At 40.0% G+C, this 21,799-nt stretch carries 23 protein-coding genes; 19 read left to right on the top strand and 4 right to left on the bottom strand.

Annotated features, from left to right (window positions below):
* The first annotated feature begins 22 nt into the window (after window positions 1–22).
* The 4 genes from cysM to O1449_RS12975 all read left to right on the top strand — a co-directional run bounded on the left by cysM (window position 23) and on the right by O1449_RS12975 (window position 5,609).
* The gene (gene cysM / locus O1449_RS12990) at window positions 23–946 is read left to right on the top strand and encodes a cysteine synthase CysM (RefSeq protein WP_004664170.1); all 924 of its coding nucleotides are present in this window, start codon (window positions 23–25) and stop codon (window positions 944–946) included.
* Window positions 947–1,030: 84 nt separating this feature from the next.
* Window positions 1,031–1,852 carry a 3'-5' exonuclease gene (locus O1449_RS12985; RefSeq protein ID WP_269238519.1) on the top strand — a complete coding sequence of 274 codons (822 nt, stop codon included), beginning with the start codon at window positions 1,031–1,033 and terminating at the stop codon, window positions 1,850–1,852.
* A 9-nt stretch (window positions 1,853–1,861) separates the two neighbouring features.
* The gene (gene rlmD / locus O1449_RS12980; protein ID WP_269229605.1) at window positions 1,862–3,271 is read left to right on the top strand and encodes a 23S rRNA (uracil(1939)-C(5))-methyltransferase RlmD; all 1,410 of its coding nucleotides are present in this window, start codon (window positions 1,862–1,864) and stop codon (window positions 3,269–3,271) included.
* Window positions 3,272–3,302: 31 nt separating this feature from the next.
* Window positions 3,303–5,609, top strand: coding sequence for a RelA/SpoT family protein (locus O1449_RS12975; protein WP_269229606.1), 2,307 nt, complete (start codon window positions 3,303–3,305; stop codon window positions 5,607–5,609).
* A 45-nt stretch (window positions 5,610–5,654) separates the two neighbouring features.
* On the opposite strand, the gene O1449_RS12970 is transcribed toward O1449_RS12975, so the two are convergent.
* Complete coding sequence (locus tag O1449_RS12970) at window positions 5,655–6,428, bottom strand: SDR family oxidoreductase (protein WP_269238518.1); 774 nt, start codon at window positions 6,426–6,428, stop codon at window positions 5,655–5,657.
* Window positions 6,429–6,522: 94 nt separating this feature from the next.
* Between O1449_RS12970 and mazG the strand changes: the two genes are divergently transcribed.
* The 9 genes from mazG (at window position 6,523) to yjgA (ending at window position 13,186) form a co-directional block, all read left to right on the top strand.
* Complete coding sequence (gene mazG, locus O1449_RS12965; protein WP_269238517.1) at window positions 6,523–7,302, top strand: nucleoside triphosphate pyrophosphohydrolase; 780 nt, start codon at window positions 6,523–6,525, stop codon at window positions 7,300–7,302.
* Entirely contained in the window at window positions 7,299–7,727 is a 429-nt protein-coding gene (locus O1449_RS12960; RefSeq protein WP_269229609.1) for a ComEA family DNA-binding protein, read from the top strand. The genes mazG and O1449_RS12960 overlap by 4 nt, the downstream gene beginning before the upstream one ends.
* Before the next feature lie 139 nt (window positions 7,728–7,866).
* The gene (gene pcnB, locus O1449_RS12955; protein ID WP_269238516.1) at window positions 7,867–9,321 is read left to right on the top strand and encodes a polynucleotide adenylyltransferase PcnB; all 1,455 of its coding nucleotides are present in this window, start codon (window positions 7,867–7,869) and stop codon (window positions 9,319–9,321) included.
* On the top strand, window positions 9,318–9,806 hold the full coding sequence (gene folK, locus O1449_RS12950) for a 2-amino-4-hydroxy-6-hydroxymethyldihydropteridine diphosphokinase (RefSeq protein ID WP_269238515.1): 489 nt from the start codon (window positions 9,318–9,320) through the stop codon (window positions 9,804–9,806). The genes pcnB and folK overlap by 4 nt, the downstream gene beginning before the upstream one ends.
* A gap of 38 nt (window positions 9,807–9,844) precedes the next feature.
* On the top strand, window positions 9,845–10,654 hold the full coding sequence (panB, locus tag O1449_RS12945; protein ID WP_269229612.1) for a 3-methyl-2-oxobutanoate hydroxymethyltransferase: 810 nt from the start codon (window positions 9,845–9,847) through the stop codon (window positions 10,652–10,654).
* Between the two features lie 3 nt (window positions 10,655–10,657).
* Window positions 10,658–11,503: a pantoate--beta-alanine ligase gene (gene panC / locus O1449_RS12940; protein ID WP_269229613.1), complete on the top strand. Its 846-nt coding sequence runs from the start codon at window positions 10,658–10,660 to the stop codon at window positions 11,501–11,503.
* Between the two features lie 23 nt (window positions 11,504–11,526).
* On the top strand, window positions 11,527–12,378 hold the full coding sequence (gene rapZ, locus O1449_RS12935) for an RNase adapter RapZ (protein WP_269229614.1): 852 nt from the start codon (window positions 11,527–11,529) through the stop codon (window positions 12,376–12,378).
* A complete protein-coding gene (locus tag O1449_RS12930; protein WP_087545614.1) occupies window positions 12,375–12,644 on the top strand; it encodes an HPr family phosphocarrier protein in 270 nt (89 codons plus the stop codon). The genes rapZ and O1449_RS12930 overlap by 4 nt, the downstream gene beginning before the upstream one ends.
* A gap of 2 nt (window positions 12,645–12,646) precedes the next feature.
* Window positions 12,647–13,186, top strand: coding sequence for a ribosome biogenesis factor YjgA (gene yjgA, locus O1449_RS12925; protein WP_269229615.1), 540 nt, complete (start codon window positions 12,647–12,649; stop codon window positions 13,184–13,186).
* Between the two features lie 45 nt (window positions 13,187–13,231).
* Here the strand turns inward: yjgA and O1449_RS12920 are convergent, their stop codons facing one another.
* Window positions 13,232–14,875 (bottom strand): acyl-CoA synthetase, encoded by a 1,644-nt coding sequence (locus O1449_RS12920; protein WP_269238514.1) that lies wholly within the window; start codon window positions 14,873–14,875, stop codon window positions 13,232–13,234.
* Window positions 14,876–15,139: 264 nt separating this feature from the next.
* Between O1449_RS12920 and thrS the strand changes: the two genes are divergently transcribed.
* The 3 genes from thrS to O1449_RS12905 all read left to right on the top strand — a co-directional run bounded on the left by thrS (window position 15,140) and on the right by O1449_RS12905 (window position 18,610).
* On the top strand, window positions 15,140–17,062 hold the full coding sequence (gene thrS, locus O1449_RS12915) for a threonine--tRNA ligase (protein ID WP_004664201.1): 1,923 nt from the start codon (window positions 15,140–15,142) through the stop codon (window positions 17,060–17,062).
* 5 nt (window positions 17,063–17,067) lie between these two features.
* A complete protein-coding gene (infC, locus tag O1449_RS12910) occupies window positions 17,068–17,619 on the top strand; it encodes a translation initiation factor IF-3 (protein ID WP_269230396.1) in 552 nt (183 codons plus the stop codon).
* Window positions 17,620–17,992: 373 nt separating this feature from the next.
* Window positions 17,993–18,610 carry a glutathione S-transferase N-terminal domain-containing protein gene (locus tag O1449_RS12905; RefSeq protein ID WP_269238513.1) on the top strand — a complete coding sequence of 206 codons (618 nt, stop codon included), beginning with the start codon at window positions 17,993–17,995 and terminating at the stop codon, window positions 18,608–18,610.
* A gap of 8 nt (window positions 18,611–18,618) precedes the next feature.
* Here the strand turns inward: O1449_RS12905 and O1449_RS12900 are convergent, their stop codons facing one another.
* Window positions 18,619–19,188 carry an MltR family transcriptional regulator gene (locus O1449_RS12900; protein WP_269238512.1) on the bottom strand — a complete coding sequence of 190 codons (570 nt, stop codon included), beginning with the start codon at window positions 19,186–19,188 and terminating at the stop codon, window positions 18,619–18,621.
* 96 nt (window positions 19,189–19,284) lie between these two features.
* Here O1449_RS12900 and O1449_RS12895 point away from each other — a divergent pair, with 96 nt between their 5' ends.
* Window positions 19,285–19,710 carry a YqaA family protein gene (locus O1449_RS12895; protein ID WP_269238511.1) on the top strand — a complete coding sequence of 142 codons (426 nt, stop codon included), beginning with the start codon at window positions 19,285–19,287 and terminating at the stop codon, window positions 19,708–19,710.
* Between the two features lie 34 nt (window positions 19,711–19,744).
* On the opposite strand, the gene O1449_RS12890 is transcribed toward O1449_RS12895, so the two are convergent.
* Complete coding sequence (locus O1449_RS12890) at window positions 19,745–20,926, bottom strand: MFS transporter (RefSeq protein ID WP_269238510.1); 1,182 nt, start codon at window positions 20,924–20,926, stop codon at window positions 19,745–19,747.
* 307 nt (window positions 20,927–21,233) lie between these two features.
* On the opposite strand from O1449_RS12890, the gene rpmI reads away from it, so the two are divergent.
* On the top strand, window positions 21,234–21,428 hold the full coding sequence (rpmI, locus tag O1449_RS12885; protein WP_004637967.1) for a 50S ribosomal protein L35: 195 nt from the start codon (window positions 21,234–21,236) through the stop codon (window positions 21,426–21,428).
* Between the two features lie 11 nt (window positions 21,429–21,439).
* The gene (gene rplT / locus O1449_RS12880) at window positions 21,440–21,799 is read left to right on the top strand and encodes a 50S ribosomal protein L20 (RefSeq protein ID WP_004664213.1); all 360 of its coding nucleotides are present in this window, start codon (window positions 21,440–21,442) and stop codon (window positions 21,797–21,799) included.

Here is a 21,799-nt window from a genome sequence, read left to right as displayed (position 1 = left end):
CACCTTAATATCGGTGTCGATCATGACGAATACGCAAACTGATTTTTTAGCAGATGAATTTTTACTAGACTATTATGTCGGTAAAAGCCCTTTAGTGCGTTTGCAGCGTTTAGCAAGTCATACTCAAGCTACCGTATTAGCGAAATTAGAAGGTAATAATCCTGCTGGCTCAGTCAAAGATCGCCCTGCTTATAACATGATTGTTCAAGCAGAGAAGCGTGGACAAATTCAACCTGGTGATACTTTAATTGAAGCCACTAGTGGTAACACTGGCATTGCTTTAGCCATGGTTGCAGCCATGCGTGGTTATAAAATGAAGCTGATCATGCCAAATAACATGAGTCAGGAACGTAAAGATGCAATGTTGGCTTATGGTGCTGAGTTAATCGAAGTGACTCAACAGCAAGGTATGGAAGGCGCACGCGATTTAGCTTTACAAATGCAGGCTGAGGGCAAAGGTTTTGTCCTCAATCAATTTGGTAATCCAGACAATGTAGAGGCGCATTACCTCACAACTGGACCTGAGATCTGGAAGCAAACGGGCGGAAAAATTACTCACTTTGTGAGTTCGATGGGGACGACAGGAACGATTATGGGGGTCTCTAAGTATTTAAAAGAACAGAACCCTGATATTCAAATTGTGGGCTTACAACCATCTGATGGTTCGAGCATTGCAGGGATTCGTCGTTGGCCGGAAGAATATCTTCCAACTATTTTTGATCGTCGTCGTGTGGATCGAATTATTGATATTCCACAAATCGAAGCAGAAAAAACCATGCGTAAGTTAGCACGTACTGAAGGTATTAGTGCAGGTACTTCTTCTGGTGGTGCAGTTTGGGCGTCAATTAAAATTGCTGAAGAACATCCAGATGCTGTGATTGTCTGCATTATCTGTGACCGAGGTGATCGTTATTTGTCAACAGGGCTGTTTTCAGTTCAAGATTAAAATCTCCCCTAATCTCTCTGTTAAAAAGAGGGAGAACTCCCCTTTATAAAAGGTGGGTTGGGAGGGATTTGAAGAGATTTCAAGATGAGTTTACGCTTTCCGACTTTAGTTTTTGATATTGAAACACTGACCGATTTAAAGGCTGGTGCCCATCTTCATCATCTTGATTTACCTGAAGCCGATGTTGAACAAGCATTAACGAAGATTCGCCGTCAAGAATCAGGTAGTGATTTTCAACGCCTACCTTTGCATGAAATTGTGTGTATTTCTGGTTTGTGGATTGATGAAAAAGGTGTTCGACTTTTTTCATTTAGTCAGGAGCAAAATACAGAAGCTGAGATGTTGACCAAATTTTTATCTATTTTTGATAAGAAGCAACCCACATTAATCAGTTGGAATGGTTCGCAATTTGATCTGCCAGTGATTTTATTTCGCGCCATGTATCATGGTTTGTCTGCGTCAAGTTTATTTGATCAAGGTGAAATTGATAACCAAAAGCGTTTCAATAACTATCAAAACCGTTATCACCATCGTCATGTCGATTTGATGGATGTGATGGCAATGTTTAATGGTCGAAATTTTCAAAAACTTGATGATGTTGCTTGCCTTTTAGGATTCCCTGGGAAACGTGGTGAGACTGGTTATCATGTGCCAGAGTATGTGCGTACTGAACAATGGTTAAAACTGACCAGTTATTGTGAAGGTGATGTTTTAAATACATGGTTGATCTATTTACGTTGGTTGTTGCTCAAAGGGCAGCTTAATCAACATGATCATCAGTATTGGCTTCAAACCACGATCGATTATTTACAAACTCAAACGCAACAAACAGAATTCTTACAGGTATGGCAACAAACATCGCAATATACTGTATTTACCGCAAATACGTTTGCGCCAAAAAATTAGGTTGATCTTTTGAAACATAAAGCGAAACAGCGCCCAGCTCAATATCCAACATATACCTTTCAAATCGAAGCTTTTTCTCATGAGGGGCGAGGGATTGCGCATTATGGAACGCATCCTGATCATCCAAAAGAAAAGCACGGTAAGAAGGTTTTTATTCGTTATGCGCTCGTGGGTGAAACGGTACAAGCCAAGATCACTAATCAAACTTCGCGTTTAGAAGAAGCGGATATGGTTAAGCTAGAAAGTGATGCGGCTGTGGGACGAGTCGATCCGATTTGTCCGCATTTTGGGGTCTGTGGTGGCTGTAGCTTGCAACATATTCATCCAGATGAACAGATTTTATTAAAACAGAATGTATTGAAGTCACATTTACAACATTTTGCTGGTTTACAACCAGAACAATGGTTAGATCCAATCCGATCTGAAAAAATAGATTATCGTCGTCGTGCTCGAGTGGGCGTTCGCTATATTGCGAAACAAAATCGTTTGGTGATGGGCTTTCGTGAACATCACAGTAATCATTTAACACCGATTCAGCAGTGTCACGTACTTGATCAGCGTTTGTCCGAAAGTTTGGTAGAGTTGAGAAAACTACTCGAAAGTCTAACAGGCAAAGCCCACATTGGTCATATAGAATTAGCAATGGGTGATACCGAGACAGCGTTATTGATTCGCCACTTGGATGAATTAAATGTGTCGGATGTCAACCAATTACGTCAATTTGCGTTACTAAAGGATTGGCAGTTGTATTTGCAACCTAAAGGCGCAGATAGTTTACATCGTGTTGATGATGCTCAAGCACCGATGCGTTTGCACTACAGTCTGGATGAGTTTGCGGTTAAATTTGCATTTTCGCCTTTAGACTTTACTCAAGTAAATAGTGGTGTAAATGCAAAGATGATTCACTTGGCATGTGAATTGCTAGATTTACAGAAAGGGGAGAGAGTACTCGACCTATTTTGTGGACTGGGTAATTTTTCCTTACCTTTAGCACGTTGTGTTGGTGAGACAGGTCAGGTCGTTGGTGTTGAAGCAAGTGATGAGATGGTACAACGGGCAACTGAAAATGCAAAAGCAAATCAATTGTCTCAGGCATTGTTCTTTTCACAAGATTTAACAAAAGACTTTTCGCATCATTCTTGGGCAAAACAGGGATTTGATGCATTATTAATTGATCCTCCTCGATCAGGTGCGTTTGAAGTTATGCAATATGTACCTAATTTTGGAGCAAAAAGAATCGTTTATGTTTCATGTAATCCATCAACACTGGCAAGGGATGCGGGTGTACTGGCACAATATGGTTATCAACTTAAAAAGGCGGCAGTAATGGACATGTTTACCCATACTGAGCATGTTGAATCAATTGCCTTGTTTGAAAAAATTGAGCAATTTGAAAAGACCCAAGAGATAAACGATTAGAGAATGAGTTACATATCCAGAGGAGAATGGTATGGTCACAGTACGTGAGCAGTTACCTGGACGACTCCATGAGTTGTCAGAGGAAACGACTGTAGAACATGCCGCTGAAGCGCAAAGTGGTCTGGTCTCTTGGCTAGATCGAGTGCGTGATATTTTGGATGGGGCAGAGCTAAAGCAACTTCAAAAAGTTGCAGAGCTGACCTTGGCAAAAGAATTAGAAACCACGGTTCATCATCGTAGCAATACCTTTAGTACAGGTATTGGTATGGCTGATATTTTAGCGCATTTACATGTTGATGAAGACACATTGTCAGCGGCAGTGTTATATCGCAGTGTGCGCGAAGGCTTAATTACCTTAGAGGATATTCAACAACAGTTTGGTGGGCAAGTACTTGGTCTTGTACAGGGTACGCTTGCGATGGGTAAGCTCTCTGAATTGATTGAAAAAAATAAACGTTTAGAAGATCATTTCAATAATAATCAACGTGAGCACTTAAACGGCATTTATAAAATGCTGATTTCGGTGACAGAAGATGTACGTGTCGTTTTAATCAAACTTGCTGAACGTACTTATGCCTTGCGTGAATTGGCAACGGCGAGTAAAGAACGTCAAGAGCGTGTTGCACGTGAGATTTTAACGATCTATTCACCACTTGCACATCGCTTAGGTATAGCACAGCTTAAATGGGAGCTAGAAGATCTTGCTTTCCGTTATTTAGCACCAGAACGCTATAAAGAAATCGCATCGTTACTGAATGAAAAACGTTTAGAGCGTGAGCAGTATATTCAATTTGTCATTGATAAATTGAAGACTGAACTAGGTACGCATCATATCCAAGCTGAAATCACTGGGCGAGTGAAGCACATTTATTCGATTTATCGAAAAATGAAAAGCAAAAACCTGAGTTTCGATCAGCTTTACGATATTCGTGCGGTACGTGTATTGGTAAAAAGTGTACCTGATTGTTATCACGCTTTAGGGATTGTGCATCAATTATGGCGGCATATTCCCAACCAGTTTGATGACTATGTCACCAATCCAAAGGCAAATGGTTATCGCTCATTACATACTGCTGTGATTGCAGAAAATAAATCTTTAGAAGTGCAAATTCGTACCTTTGAAATGCACAATGAGGCTGAGTTAGGTGTTTGTTCGCACTTCAATTATAAAGAAGGCGCAAAAAATACCGATCATTCATTTAACCATCGTTTGCATTCTTTACGTGCCGTACTTGAGCATTATCAAGAGCGTACTGAAACGACACCACATGGCGAAGATGAAGAGTCAAATGGCATAGATCAAATTCAAGATTTTGAGAATTTTGAAAAGATTTATGTATTTAGTCGTGATGGTGATATTAAGGAATTACCACGAGGTTCAACCGTTTTAGATTTCGCCTATCATGTGCATACTGAAGTTGGAAACAAGTGCTATGCAGCACGTGTCAATCAGCGCTATGTGCCATTAACCTATACCTTGAAAACAGGTGAGCAGGTTGAAATCTTAACCAAGAAAGACCGCGAACCTAACCGTGATTGGTTGGTCAATTCTTTAGGCTATATCAAAACGGCGCGTGCGCGTGACAAGTTACGCCATTGGTTTAGACAACAAGATCGCAGTAAAAACGTTGAAGTTGGACGTGAGTTACTGAATAAAGAATTATCTCGTTTAGCTATTCATCCAAAGAGTATTGATTTAAAAGATTATTCATCTCATTTCAACCTGAAAGCGGGTGATGATATTTTAGTGGCTTTGGTGAGTGGTGATATCAGCCTTCATGCCTTGATGAATCAAGTCAATCGTCAGATGCACTTGGATCAAGATGAGCCTGAACTGGTTTTAAAACCTGCGTTAAATCCTCGTGCGAGCCATACGCTCTCAGCACACGGGATTTTGATTGATGGTTTGGATAATGTTGAGCTGCATATTGCGCAATGTTGTCAACCTGTGCATGGTGAGTCGATTGGTGGTTATATCACTTTAAACCGTGGTGTCAGTATCCATAAGATCGCTTGTCCAGATTATTTACGCATGACGACACAAGAGCCTGAGCGTGCTGTTGAAGCGGATTGGGAAATGCAACCGACCCGTGGCCAGAGCGTGCAAATCGTGGTTGAAGCTTATGATCGCCGTGGTCTACTTAAAGACCTCACCCAAGTGATTTTCTCAGACCAAATCAATATTCGTCAGGTCAATACCATTTCTGAGGCAGATGGTATTGCCAATATGAAATTATTGATTGAAGTCAAAGGTTTGGCACAACTGTCTCGTTTATTGGCTCGTTTAGAGCAGCAACCCGGGATTATCAGCGCACGACGTTTGGTTCAGGGAAGTTAGAACATGAAAATAAAAAAGCTGCATTGAGATGCAGCTTTTTTATGCTTAACGCTTCGATAGGAAAATATTAGTCAATCGATTTAAAAACTGTGGACTGATGCTCGACAATTGATACATCAGTTTGGTTTTTATGCCTACAGGAGTATGAGTTGGAATCAGGGCATGATCTTTTTGTTGGGCTAACTGTAAGACTTGTTTCGCAACATCCGCAGGGGTTAAATCCACACCAATATTTTGAATACTGCCTGCATTCATATTCTTTACCATATTGGTTTGTACAAATAGAGGCATTACATCGAGTACGCGAATATTATATTTTTGCCATTCTACATCTAAGGCTTCTGTTAAGCCTCGAACCGCAAATTTACTCGCAGAGTACGATGCTAAATCAGCTTGTCCATAAATTGCTGAGGCGGAGGATAAATTAATCACACGAGCAAAACTGGCTTTTTCTAGATGGGGTAACCCAGCATGGCAACCGTTCAGAACCCCTTTGATATTGATATCCACAGTGCGATGATGGGATTGAATTGACGTCTCTTCAAATGCGCCAGAGTATAAGATTCCAGCGTTGTTAATTAAAATATTCAGTTCGCCTGCCCAATTTTTAAAATCTTGTAGTGCTATTTTCCACTGGCGAAAGTTACTGACATCTAAATAACCCGCTTTAGCATTTTCACCAAGCTCGTTGGCTAAACGAAGCGCTTGCTCATCATTAATATCATAAATACCGACTTTATAACCGTGACGATGAAAGATGCGCGCAATCTCAGCACCAATTCCTTGTGCCGCTCCACTAATAAATACGCTATGTTGCATTGCTTTCCCTTGCTTTATCATATTTCTTTAATCGGCGTATATTACGCATAAGCAGGTTCAAGCTGCAACAATTTGGCTGTATTTGGAGAGGATCATGGAAAAGTTATTAGAAATTATGCAAGAGTTGCGACAAAAATGCCCATGGGATCAACAACAAACGCCTAATAGCTTGACTCGTTATGCGATCGAAGAAGCTTATGAGGTTGAAGAAGCGATTCGAAAGGGGGATCTCAATGAAATTCGCAACGAGTTAGGTGATTTATTATTACAAGTGGTTTTTCAATCCCAAATGTACAGTGAGCAAGGCGCATTTAACTTTCATGATGTTGTAGATGCGATTAGTGAAAAATTAATTCGTCGTCATCCACATGTATTTCAAGCTGAAAAATATCAAAATTTAGATTCAGAACAAGTCAGTGAATTATGGAAAAAAATTAAGCAGCAAGAAAAACAAGGTAAGGCTCAATCTCGACTAGATGCAGTGAAACATGCGCCAGCTTTGGTACAGGCACATGAAATTCAAAAAAAAGCAGCGCAGTTGGGTTTTGATTTTGAAACAGTTGAAGATGCTTATGGGAAGTTAAATGAGGAATTAGAGGAATTACAACAAGCGATCAAAAATCAAAAAAGTGATGAAATACAAGAAGAGTTTGGCGATTGTCTATTTTCTTTAATCAATGTAGGACGTAAACTTGGTCTGTCGAGTGAGACTGCATTACTGGCAACGATTCATAAATTTAGAAGCCGATTTGCATATATTGAACAACAAGCACAAAGACAAGACAAAGACTTGCAAGAAATGAGTTTGGCAGAAATGGACGAACTCTGGGAGCAAGCAAAAAGACACTTAAAACTTCAGGGGGAAATCCAATGAATTTGCCGCAGCTACGCAGCAAACATAATCTTTTTTTATTCATTTTTATATATTTAGGGTGTTTTTCATCTGTAGATGCGCAGCCATTCGATCAATCCTATGAAAAATGGAAAGCGCAACAACAGGCACGTGATCAGCAATTGGCGAAGCAACCAAACAATAATTATTATTTATCAAGACCCACGGCACAACAAGGTTCAAAGCAAGTTTCATCTTCTGTAAACATTCAAGGAGATAAAATTAGTTTGAACCAAGCAAATTTACAGCAGCTACAAACGTTGAATGGCGTGGGTGAGAAAAAAGCTCAGGCAATTGTTGAATATCGCCAAAAGAATGGTGGTTTTAAAACGATAGATGAGTTGGTCAATGTAAAAGGAATTGGACCCAAATTGCTTGAGAAAAATAAAGCACGCTTAGGATTATAGGATAAAAATAAAGATGATATTGCAATTAAAACATACTGATCTGTTGAAACTTCAACAGAATAAATTGCCCTTTGAGTGTGTTAGAGCTATGATTAGCGACAAATTGTTATTTACGTCCTGACGTAGGAGACAGTGTCTTTTGCAAACTTTGCGTGCGTCAAAATGTGGTTTGTCCACAACCCAACTCCCTTCTTCAATATTAGATGTGATTGATAGCCTGACGAAAGCTGGCTATGAGGCATATATTGTAGGCGGCGGTGTTCGCGATATGATGTTAGGTCTTAATCCTAAGGATTTTGACGCTGTTACAAATGCAACACCAGCTCAAGTGAAAGAAGTTTTTGGTCGACGTTGCCGAATTATTGGTCGACGTTTCGAATTAGCACATGTTTATTCTGGTCGCGAACTGATTGAAGTCGCAACTTTCCGCGCTCCTCCCAAAAAAGCAGTCACCAGTGCTTCCGGTATGATCCTGCGAGATAATAATTGGGGAACAATTGAGCAAGATTTTGCGCGTCGAGATTTCTCAATTAATACTTTGTATTATCAACCGCGCCAAGCGATCGTGCTAGATTTTTGTCATGCAGTTGATGATATTAAAACCCGTACTTTGCGTTTTTTAGGTGAGCCTGCACAGCGGTTTGAAGAAGACCCTGTGAGAATGTTACGTGCCTTACGTTTTGCTGCGAAACTTAACTTTCAAATTGATCAATCGATTATTGATGTTTTTAATGTTGAGCTGACGCAACTGTTACGTGATGTCTCACCGCATCGTTTATACGATGAGTCTCAAAAATTATTTACTATGGGACATCTTGCACGCGTTTTGCCGATGCTGATTGAGTTTGGGGTTTGGAAGCAATTATTTGCTGAAATTCCTCCAAATCTAACAGCTTTTATCGAACGTGCAGCTAAAAATACTGATCAACGAATTCAAATTGGTAAGACCATTAATCCCGCATTTTTTTATGCAGTATTGTTGTGGAAGCCTTTCTTAGAACGTTGCGATTTTTATTTAAATAAAGGTGTTGTTCCTGCTGAAGCACGTGCCCAAGCTGGTTTAGATGTATTGAAACGTCAAGCCACCCGCACCATTATTCCCCGTTTTGCTGAAACTTTTATTCGTGAAGTGTGGGAAATGCAAACCCGTTTGCTCAATCCAAAGCCACAGCAAATTGAAGCTTTGGCTGGACATGCACGTTTCCGTGCAGGCTTTGACTTCTTGTTGTTACGTGAGAAATCAGGTGATAGCAGTACCGAAGGCATGGGGATTTGGTGGGAAGCTTACCAAGAAATGTCAATCGATCAGAAAGAAGTCGCAATTCGTCAATACAACCGTCAACGTAGTAAAACACGTCGTAAGACAGTTGAAGTTGATGAGCCAAAGACCACTGAGATTGAGCCTTTGGTCAATGTCCCTGAGCCAAGAAGTCGTCGTGCTAAAAAAGAACGTGTGAGAGCCGATGAATCAACTAGCCGTTTTATTGAAAAAGCGACTGCCGTTTCTGGACAAATCAATACAGATCATCCGATTCTCAAGCGTAAACGGGTACAGCGTGATTTAGCCCAAGTTGTTTTTGGACCAACACAATGACGACTCGTGCTTATATTGGTCTTGGTAGCAATTTAGGTGATTCGCAACAGATTCTTAGCGAGGCTGTTGTGAAGCTGGCTAGTTTAGGTTCGGTAAAAGTTTCAAGACTTTATCAAAGTCCGCCAATGGGGCCGCAAGATCAGCCGAATTATTTAAATGCGGTTGTTCAACTCGATACCACACTTGCACCGCTTGCCCTATTAGATCAATTACAACAATTTGAGCAAGATGCAGGACGTATCCGTGTGCGGCGCTGGGGAGAGCGCACGCTTGATCTGGATTTGTTGATCTATGGTCAGGAGCAGATCTGCAATGAACGCTTAACCGTGCCACATGTGGGTATTTTAGAGCGTGATTTTGTGATTGTTCCCTTATTGGATTTAGATGCTCATTTACAGTTGAATGGGTGTCGATTAAAAGATTTAGAACTGGTACAGCAGGCAAATTTAACTGTAATCGCAGACCAGTCTTGGGCAACCGCTTAAGATTGCTTTGTTCTAGAAACGCCGTAGAGGACATCATCATGATTAGTCTAAGTGACTTAAGAAAATTTAAAGCCGAAGGACGTAAGTTCTCATGTCTCACTTGTTACGATGCAAGTATGGCTAAAGCGATGGAATTGGCTGAAATTGATACGATTTTAATCGGTGATTCTCTAGGCATGGCAATTCAAGGTCGAGATTCTACGCTGCCTGTGACAGTTGAAGATATGGCTTACCATACGGCAGCTGTGCGCCGTGGCAATTCACATGCTTTAATTATGACTGATTTGCCATTTATGAGTTATGCGACGCTTGAAGATGGTCTAAAAAATGCCAAAGCCGTGATGCAAGTAGGCGCACAAATGGTCAAGATTGAAGGCGGTGCGTGGCTTAGTGAATTAGTCCAAGTCTTGACCCGTAATGGTATTCCTGTGTGTGTACATTTAGGTTTAACCCCACAATCGGTACATGTATTTGGTGGTTATAAACTTCAAGCGCGCACACGTGAAGCAGCAGATCAGTTGATTGCCGATTGCCAAGCTGTGGTTGATGCAGGTGCTGCGGTATTATTATTAGAGTGTGTTCCAGCTCAGTTAGGCAAAGAAATTGCTGAACTATTTCCTAATACTCCAGTGATTGGTATTGGTGCGGGCAATGAAACTGATGGACAGGTTTTGGTTGTACAAGACATGCTTGGTTTGACTTTTGGTCGCGTTGCACGTTTTGTGCGTAATTTTATGAAAGAACAAGCGGGGGAAACAGCAATTATCGATGCGTTTAAATCGTATCATGCTGCTGTTCAAGATCAGTCATTTCCAGCGAAAGAACATACTTTTCAAGTTGAGCTCTAACTCATGAAAACAGAAACAACAATACAAGGCTTAACTGCATCATTAGCACCAGCAAGAACAACAAAAAAATTAATTGGTTTTGTGCCAACTATGGGGAATTTGCATGAAGGTCATTTGACTTTGGTGCGCGCTGCAAAAAAAATCTGTGATGTTGTTGTGGTGAGTATTTTTGTCAACCCAATTCAGTTTGGTGCAGGCGAGGATTTTGATAGTTATCCACGTACTTTAGAACAAGATAGTCGTTTGTTAGCAGATGTAGGTTGCGATATTATTTTTGCCCCTTCTGTCGATCAAATGTATGGTAAACAGCCTCGTTTAACCAATATTCGTGTTAGTCAAATTACCAATGATTTATGTGGTCAATCACGACCTGGTCATTTTGATGGTGTTGCAGTTGTTGTAACCAAATTATTCAATATTGTACAACCAGACTATGCTTTTTTTGGGCAAAAAGATTATCAACAATTGGCTGTAATTCGTCAGTTGGTGCAGGATTTAAATATTCCATTAGAAGTCATCGGCGTACCAATTGTACGAGCAGCAGATGGTTTGGCTTTAAGTTCACGCAATGGTTATTTGTCAGAAGAGCAACGAAGTATTGCGCCAACAATTTATCAGTTGTTAAAACAAGCAGAAGTTGCATTGGGAGAGGGGCAATCACTTTCGCAAGTGTTAGCAAATATCTCAACGGAATTGACACAAGCTGGATTTGTTGTGGATTATGTAGAAGCACGTCAGCCTAACTTGCAACCAATTGAAGAGTTTGATCGCGATTTAGTTTTGTTTGTTGCGGCTAAATTGGGCTCGACACGTTTGATTGATAATTTACAAATTAACTTTAAAACATAAAATAAATTAAAGGGCGATATGCGATGAAGCGTATTCTTATCGTTACAGGACAATCAGGTTCAGGAAAATCATCTGCATTACAGGTGCTTGAAGATTTGGGCTATTATTGTATAGATAATTTACCTTTGGCATTGTTGCCTGAAATTGTAGCTAAACTGGATCATGAAAATAACTTAGAGCAGTTGGCATTAGGTGTGGATATTCGAAGTACTCGTGCGGATATGCAGGAGTTTGACCATGTTTTTGAGCAATTAAAAAAGCATGGTACTGTGGATATCATTTACTTAACCACGCAAGATCAAGATTTGGTTGCACGGTTTAGCTCTTCGCGTAGACCACACCCGTTGGCAAATCGTTTTAATAGCCTGTTGCAATGTATACAGGAAGAAAAGCAACTGCTGATTCCGATACAATTCCGCTCTACGGTGCATATTGATACGACAGGTAAAAGCGTCCATGATCTCAAACATATCTTGCTGTCTCGATTGGGGCAGTCTGATAAGTTGATTGTGATTCTACAATCATTTGGCTATAAACATGGCATTCCGCTTGATGCTGATTATGTGTTTGATGTGCGTCATTTACCGAATCCACATTGGGATTTAGAGTTGCGTCGTCTTTCAGGGTTGGATGATCCTGTATGTCAGTTTTTAGAAAGCAATCAACAAACCAATGAAATGTTTACCGATATTTATAACTTCTTGGAAAAATGGTTGCCTGCTTTTGCAGAAGGACATCGCCACTACATGACCATTTCAGTCGGGTGCACAGGTGGGCAACATCGTTCAGTTTATATCGTGGATAGACTCAAACGAGCTCTTAAGGCAAAATGGACTGTCCAAATCTTACATAGAGAAATGAAGCACTGGTCATGATAGACACAACAATTGATGTAATTAATAAACTCGGCTTACATGCGCGCGCATCTGGTAAACTGATTGAAGTGACAACCAAGTTTAGCTCTTCGATACAAATCGGCAAGGGTGATAAATTGGTTGATGCAAAAAATATTATGTCTTTGTTGATGTTAGGTGCTGGTAAAGGCACAACATTAAGATTGGTGATTGATGGTGCTGATGAAGAAAAAGCACTGGAAGAAATTCAAACGCTGTTCGCAGCAAAATTTTATGAGGCAGAGTAATAGTGGCACGTGGTACCCAACAACGTTATACAGATGAAGATTTTGAGTCATTAGAAGGGCGTGCGAGTAGAACCGAGCAAAAAAAAGCTGTGCAACGTATGGCTGCTTTAGGTGAGCAATTGGCTCAACTCAATCCAAAACAAATTCAAAAGCTTCCTGTCGATGAGCGTTTGATTGATGCATTACTTGAAGTGCAAAAAATCAGTTCATTTGAAGCACGTCGTCGTCAGTTTCAACGTGTTGGTAAGTTATTGCGTAATGAAAATGAAACCACGATTTTATCTTATTTGACACCGCAACAAGGTGCTAAAAAACAAATGCAATTGATGCGTTGGGTAGATCGGATGATTGATCAAGGTGACCCAATCATTAATGAGTTTAGTAAAGTTTTTAATGCTTCTGAACGCCATACTTTACGTCAGCATGTTTTGCGCATTCATCGAGATATCAAACAGCAGGTGAGTGAAGAAGATCTTGCAGCATCCAAGCTTAAATTTGTGAACTATGTACAGCAAGTCGCCTTGTTATCTGATCAAGGCTAAAGCCAAAAAGAAGTTTCCTCGGAAACTTCTTTTTATTTTGGGGTATTAACTTTCAAATGAGCCATCTGCTCGTTGTTTTGCCCATTCTCTTAAAATAAATTTCTGTAATTTCCCTGTTGATGTTTTTGGAATCTCAGTAATGACGACATCTTTGGGAACTTTAAAGCGAGCCAGTTCTTTTTGGCAATGTGCAATGATGTCTTCGGCCGATGCAGATGCACCTTGTTTGAGTTCAATAAAAGCACAAGGCACTTCTTGCCAACGTTCATCAGGTTTTGCGACCACTGCGGCGGTGAGTACAGCAGGGTGGCGGTAAAGTACATCTTCGACTTCGAGCGATGAAATATTTTCGCCACCTGAAATGATAATATCTTTAGAGCGATCAGTAATTTTGGCATAACCATCAGGATGGCAAACGGCTAGATCTCCTGTATGAAACCAACCACCTTTAAAAGCTTCTTCAGTCGCTTGTGGATTTTTGAGATAACCTTTCATCACAATATTGCCACGGAACATAATTTCGCCCATGGTTTGCCCATCATTCGGTACGGGTTGCATTGTTTCAGGATCAAGTACTCGCATACTGTCTTGGAGTGGATAAGGAACACCTTGACGTGAATGCAGTTGTGCCTGTTCTTGAATAGATAAGTCACTCCATCCTGCTTGCGAAGCACATAATGCCGATGGACCATACGTTTCTGTCAAACCATAGACATGATTAACATTAATTCCAATATGGCGCATACCTTCAATAATCGCAACGGGTGGGGCAGCACCTGCAACCATCACTTCAACATGGTGCTCAAAAGCTGTCTTTTGTTCTGGTGGCGTGTTAATTAACATGGATAAGACAATTGGTGCGCCACAGAAATAATCGACTTTGTGTTCAGCGATATATTTAAAGATTAAAACTGGATCAACTCGACGTAAGCAAATATTGGTGCCGCCACTGGCTGCAATTGACCATGCAAAACACCAACCATTACAGTGAAATAGTGGCAGCGTCCATAGATAAACTGCACGAGGTTTCATACCGCATGCCAAGATGTTACTGGCTGCATTCAGATAAGCGCCGCGATGGTGATAAACCACACCTTTTGGATTGCCTGTGGTTCCTGAGGTATAATTTAGACTAATCGCATCCCATTCATCTTGTGGAAGTAGCCATTCAAATTCAGGATTACCTTTAGCTAACCACGATTCATATTCATATTGCCCAAGTGCAATTTGCTCACCTTCGTATTCCTGATCAAATACATCAATTACAATAATGTCTTGAGAGATCAGCGTTAAGGCTTCTGCTGCAAGTTGTCGAAATTCAGGATCGACCAAAAGGACTTTGGACTCGGCATGAGCCAGCATAAAAGCAATGGTTTTGGCATCGAGACGAGTATTCAGCGTATTGAGTACTGCACCTGCCATTGGTACAGCAAAATGTGCTTCAATCATTGCAGGTACATTCGGCAAGAGTACCGAAACGGTATCATTCTTTTGAATTCCTAACTGAGTGAGCTGATGTGCAAACTGGCGGCAACGTTGATAGCTTTGTTGCCATGTGATTTGACGTTCCCCATGAATAATTGCGGCTTGGTGTGGATAAATATAAGCAGCACGTTCTAAATAACGTAAAGGCGATAAGGCAACAAAATTTGCAGGGGTTCTCGGTAATTCATCATATGCACTAACCATGTGTTTGCTCCATTTGTGTTTTTTTCATTTATATCTATATCAACATAGTGTGTCATTCAGTCTAAATCATTTAGGCTTTAGTCGGAGATGAAACCTAATCAATCTAGGTTTTTATGATTCAAAGGTTTCATACTCAACTAAACCTGTGTAAAATCTTGAATACTTTTTTATCCGCCGTTTTTTATCTTTTGAGGTTCGCCTCAATACATAATCTCGCGGTGATATGCTCCTTCGTATAGGGCATCACTCCTTAAGGATTTTATTATGCCAATTATCACTTTGCCAAATGGCGATCAAAAACAGTTTGATCAAGCCGTATCTGTGATGGACGTTGCATTAAGCATTGGTCCTGGTCTTGCGAAAAATACCGTAGCAGGTCGTGTCAATGATCGTCTAGTTGATGCTTCAGACTTGATTACCGAAGATGCAACTGTGCAAATTATCACGCCTAAAGATGAAGAAGGCGTAGAAATTATTCGTCACTCTTGTGCACATCTCGTTGGTCACGCTGTTAAGCAGCTGTTTCCAGAAGCAAAAATGGTGATTGGTCCAGTCATTGAAGAAGGTTTCTACTATGACATCTGGATGCCACGTCCTTTTACTTTAGATGATATGGCAGCGATTGAAGAGCGTATGAAAAAGCTCATTGATCAGGATTATGATGTCATCAAAAAAATGACACCACGTGATGAGGTGATTGCAGAATTCACAGCACGTGGCGAAGAATACAAATTGCGCTTGATCGCAGACATGCCGAATGAAACACAAATGGGCTTGTACTACCATCAAGATTATTTGGATATGTGCCGTGGTCCGCACGTACCAAACACTAAATTCTTAAAATCATTCAAGCTCACAAAAATCTCTGGTGCTTACTGGCGTGGTGATGCGAAGAATGAACAGCTTCAACGTATTTATGGTACAGCTTGGGCTGATAAAAAACAGTTAGCGGCATATATCAAACGTATTGAAGAAGCAGAAAAGCGTGACCATCGTAAAATTGGTAAAGCTCTAGATTTATTCCATATGCAAGAAGAAGCACCGGGTATGGTGTTCTGGCATCCAAATGGTTGGACCATCTACCAAGTGCTTGAGCAATACATGCGTAAAGTTCAGCAAGACAATGGCTACCTAGAGATTAAAACGCCGCAAATCGTCGATTTTACGCTTTGGGAAAAATCTGGTCATGCAGCCAACTACGCAGACAACATGTTTACAACTCATTCAGAGAGTCGTAACTATGCTGTTAAGCCAATGAACTGCCCTTGTCACGTACAAGTGTTTAATCAAGGCTTGAAATCTTACCGTGATTTACCAATTCGTTTGGCTGAATTTGGTTCTTGTCACCGTAATGAGCCATCAGGTTCTTTACACGGGATTATGCGTGTTCGTGGATTTACGCAAGATGATGCACATATTTTCTGTACCAAAGAACAAATTGGTAAAGAAGTTGCTGACTTTATTAAGCTGACTTTAGATGTTTATAAAGACTTCGGCTTTGAAGAAGTACAAATGAAATTGTCTACACGTCCTGAAAAACGTGTCGGTGATGATGCACTTTGGGATTTGGCTGAAAAATCTTTGGCAGATGCTTTAGATAATGCAGGCTTGGCTTGGGATTTGCAACCTGGTGAAGGTGCATTCTATGGTCCGAAAATTGAATTTTCATTGAAAGATTGCTTAGGCCGTGTATGGCAGTGCGGTACGATTCAATGTGATTTCAACTTACCAATTCGCTTAGATGCGTCTTATGTCACTGAAGACAACGATCGTGATCAACCAGTCATGCTGCATCGTGCAATTCTTGGTAGTTTTGAGCGTTTTATTGGTATACTAATTGAACACTATGCGGGCTTTATGCCGCCTTGGTTAACACCAATTCAAGCGTGTGTTATGAATATTACTGATTCACAAGCAGAAGCATGTGAACAAGTGGTTGCAAAACTCAAAGAAAATGGTCTTCGTGCTATTTCTGACTTGAGAAATGAAAAGATCGGATTTAAGATTCGTGAGCGTACCCTAGAGCGTATTCCTTACCTTCTGGTTCTTGGTGATCGAGAAGTTGAAGAAGGTACTGTTAATGTGCGTACTCGCTCAGGAAAAAATTTAGGTACTATGTCAGTAGATGCATTTATTGACCTAGTGAAATCTGCCGTTGCCGAACGCGGCCGGTACATTGTGGAGTAATAAAGATTAAACAGCCTGACCGTAACCAGCAACAAGGTGCTAAAAGTAACCGTCCTGCAATTAACGAAGAGATCCGTGCGAAAGAAGTACGCCTCGTCGCTGCAGATGGTGAGCAAAAAGGTGTTGTTTCATTAACTGAAGCATTACGTGCTGCTGAAGAAGTTAATCTTGACCTTGTTGAGATTGTTGCTAATGCAGAACCGCCTGTTTGTAAAATCATGGACTACAACAAGCACTTATTTGACTTAAAGCAAAAGCAAAAAGATGCGAAGAAAAAACAGCATCAAGTGCAAGTGAAAGAAATCAAGTTACGTCCTGCAACGGATGTAGGCGATTACCAAATTAAATTGCGTGCAATTTTACGTTTCCTTGAAGAGGGAAATAAGGTGAAAATCACTTTACGATTCCGTGGTCGTGAGATGGCACATCAACAGCTTGGTTTGGCTCAATTGCAAAAAATTGAAGCAGACGTTGCTGAATTTGGCGTTATTGAACAAGCGCCAAAGATGGAAGGTCGTCAAATGGGCATGTTAATTGGCCCGAAAAAGAAAAAGTAATTTTTTCTTAGAAAAAGCACCGCAATAGGCGGTGCTTTTTTATGTCAAAAAATTATGGATTGACCTACTCAGAAGCTTATAAGTCTCAACGACAGCTACTTAAAATAAAACATGTTAAACCATGACTAATTAAGTAAATTCATAACTGTAAGTTGTGCTTGTAGTTAGCATGTTTTATTTAGTCATAATATATAGGACATAGGTTATTTGGATAAAAACGGAAAGAATTTTTTAGGAAAATAAGTGTGATTTTCAAAATATTTTATTTTAAAACATAGTTTTATTGTTTGTTTTTGTGTTGAGTTGCTGATTAGTAGGGAATAAATATGCTATAACGAGGCAACCATCATGAGAAAGATGAATAGGGTAATAAATGATTGACTTATATTATTGGGGTACACCTAACGGCCATAAAATAACAATTGCCTTGGAGGAAATGGGACTCGAATATCAGATTTTTCCTATTAATATTTTAGAAAATGATCAGTTCCAACCAGACTTCTTAAGAATCTCTCCTAATAATAAAATTCCAGCGATTGTTGATCAAAATGGACCACGAGGTGAACCGATTTCTGTATTTGAATCAGGTGCGATCCTACAATATTTAGGTCGGAAGACTGGATTATTCTATCCTACGGATGAACAAGAGCGAGTAGAAGTTGAACAATGGTTAATGTGGCAAATGGGTGGGTTTGGTCCAATGCTTGGTCAGAATCACCATTTTAATAAATTTGCACCTGAACGAATTCCGTATGCGATTGAACGTTATATCAATGAAACTAAACGCCTTTACACTGTTTTAAATAAACAATTGATTGGTCAGAAGTTTGTGGCGGGTGAGTATTCAATTGCGGATATGGCAATCTTGCCTTGGGCATTGCGTTATGAATGGCAAGGCATTCAACTTGAAGATTATCCATATGTGCAAGACTATATTGAACGCTTAACGGCGCGCTCTGCGATACAAAAAGCTTTGTCGATCAAGCTGTAATTATAAGCCTATTTTTTAATAGGCTTATCTTTGAGTTCTACAATATTGCATCGAATAGGTTTATTGGGAAAGATCCTTGTTTCACGTTTTTCTTTTCTTATTATTTCTGCCCTAAATAGTAAGGATGAATTAAGTGTAAGAAACCAGCTATCAAAACATTCTCGCATGCTGTATGTCTTATCGATTGGTTTTGATAAATTAATTATTCGTTCTTTAACGCCTTTAGATTCGAATGATAATGAATTAAATTCATGTGCAAATTGATTTCTAATTTTTCTAAAAATTTCAATTTGGTTGTACTCATCGTCCTCAATAAGACCCAATGCATGAGAAATTTTTATTTTAGATGAAAACGTTCCTAACGGTGCATTAAAGCCATTAAGTAGCTCTGTAGCTGACTTTATATCTCTAAAAAAAGAAAATAGAATTTCCTCTAATTGATATTCCAAAATGGCCGCTGCGATCAATGTAGCTCCTCTGTCGCTTTCACCAAATAAATTGTTAACTTTAGATGCATTTTCTAAGATTTTTGGGTATCTTAATTTCATTTTTTCTTGATAAGAGTCAAAATCATGCATATGGTTATCCTAAATGTGTGTAAGGTTTTGTAATGAGAATGTGTGCAATACTTTTTCAAAGTTTTAACATAATAAGTTAACTAACATGATTCAGTAATGTCTTATTTTCTATTATTTCTCTCTGCCTTTGGGGCTGCGACGTTATTACCGTTACAGTCGGAAGCAGTATTAATAACCTTATTGATACAAGGGCTTTCCAACCCTCTTTATCTGATCTTGGTTGCAACCATTGGTAATGTATTGGGTTCATGTGTGAACTGGTGGTTAGGAATGAAAATTGAACATTTTAAAGATAAAAAATGGTTTCCTGTTTCTGGACGGCGTTTAGAGCAGGCTCAACAGATTTATCATAAATATGGTTTTTATTCACTTCTACTGAGTTGGACACCTGTGATTGGTGATCCAATTACTCTGATCGCAGGTTTGATGAAGGAAAATTTTTGGCGATTCTTATTGGTTGTCACCATCGCCAAAGGTGGTCGTTATCTCACTTTATATGCTTTATATCTAGGAATTTTTTAAAAATAAGGGAAAGATTTAGCCTTTCCCAAAATACTTAATGATCAGTACCTTTAGTAATATCGACTTTAAATAAATTGCTGGTTTTAAACCAACAGTAACTTACAACTGCAAGCGTCATACAACCACCAAATATAGTTGCGGTGATTGTCCCAAGATATTTAGCTGCAAGACCAGATTCAAACGCGCCGAGTTCATTACTCGATGAAACGAACATACCATTCACTGCTGCAACTCGACCTCGAATATTTTCAGGCGGGAAAATTTGCAATACAGTTTGGCGAATTACCACTGAAACACTGTCACATGCACCAGTCATCATTAGTGCAAACAGTGACAGCCATATATTGTTTGAAAAAGCGAATAAAATTGTAAAAATACCAAAACCAGCCACTGCCAAGAGCATATTTCGCCAAGCGTGGTGCATAGGCGGGAACTTGGTCAGGACAATCATGGTGACGAGTGCGCCGATCGAAGGGGCGGCGCGTAGATAACCTAAACCTTCAGGGCCAACCTTTAAGATTTCTTCGGCAAAAATGGGCAACAGAGCAATTACACCACCAAAGAGTACCGATACCAAGTCTAGTGAGATTGCCCATAAAACAATTTTGGTTTTCCAAATAAAGCGAAAACCATCGGTCAGGCTTTGTAAGACATTCTCAGCTTCCATTTTTGGGAATGTACGTTTCTGTAAGCAATTAATCAAAATAAAGCAGATCGCCAATAATGCTGATACTGCAAAAAGACTCGTTTCACGTCCCAAAAATGCCAACATAAAGCCACCCAACATTGGCCCGATAATGACACCACTTTGCCAGCCGATCGTGGTCCAAGTGGCACCATTGGCATACAGTTCGCGTGGAATTAAAAACGGTTTGAGTGAGGTTGCTGATGGATTGTAAAAACCTCGAATAGTACCCAAGGCAAATATGACAGCATAAATGTCCCAAGAAAGTGTGCTAATACCAATTTTTTCTAAGCCATGCAAATGGAACAATGCCCAAAGAACCAAAGGTAAAGGAATGGAAAAGAATAAACAGACCTTCATAATGCTTTGTTTATTCAGTTTATCTGCAAAATAGCCACCCCATAAAGAAAGCGTGATAAATGGGATTGCTTCAGCCAGACCAATAAAACCTAAGGTTAGGGGGCACGAGTGATTTGATAGAGTGAATAAGCAACAATAATTTCCTGAATTAAAATTGCCAGTGTTAAGCAAAATTGATTCAAGGTCACAATAGAGAAATCTCGATACCGTAACGCGGCGAATGCATCATTCTGAATATTCATAAGAATAAAGATTTAATAATTTGATTCTATTGTAGGCGCTGATTTTGTGGATTTTTCTCATAATTTGAGAATTAGTTATGGAAAATAACGTTTGAGAAAAATAAAGTAGTTGCTGTTAAAAAATGAGCATTTTACTTTCGTTTTAAAGGCAGATGCTATATGATACTGCCTTCCTTACCTGCAGGTCGATTTGCAATAGTGCAAACGAGCCGAACAGGTGCCCAAAAGAGGTTACTATGGCTAAGTTAAAAACTCGCCGTGGTGCAGCTAAACGCTTTAAAGCGACTGCAAACGGTTTCAAGCGCAAACAAGCATTCAAGCGCCACATTTTGACCAAAAAATCTGCTAAGCGTATCCGTCAATTGCGCGGTTGTGTAATGGTTCACGTAAGTGACGTTGCATCAGTTCGTGCTATGTGCCCATACATCTAAGGAGATTATAAATGGCTCGTGTAAAACGTGGTGTAGTGGCTCATCGCCGTCACAAAAAAATTCTTGCTCGCGCTAAAGGTTACTATGGTGCTCGTTCACGCGTTTACCGCGTAGCGTTCCAAGCGGTAATCAAAGCTGGTCAATACGCTTACCGTGACCGCCGTCAAAAGAAACGTCAATTCCGTGCTTTATGGATTGCGCGTATCAATGCTGGTGCTCGTCTTAACGGTTTGTCTTACAGCCGTATGATCGATGGCTTGAAAAAAGCTCAAGTGATCATCGACCGTCGCGTATTAGCTGATATCGCTATGCATGATGCAGTTGCATTTGCTGCTTTAGCTGAAAAAGCTAAAGGCGCATTAGCTGCATAA

This window comes from Acinetobacter sp. TR3, assembly GCF_027105055.1.
In the GTDB taxonomy this organism is placed as follows: Bacteria; Pseudomonadota; Gammaproteobacteria; order Pseudomonadales; family Moraxellaceae; genus Acinetobacter.
This window is presented reverse-complemented; position numbering and strand designations above follow the sequence as displayed.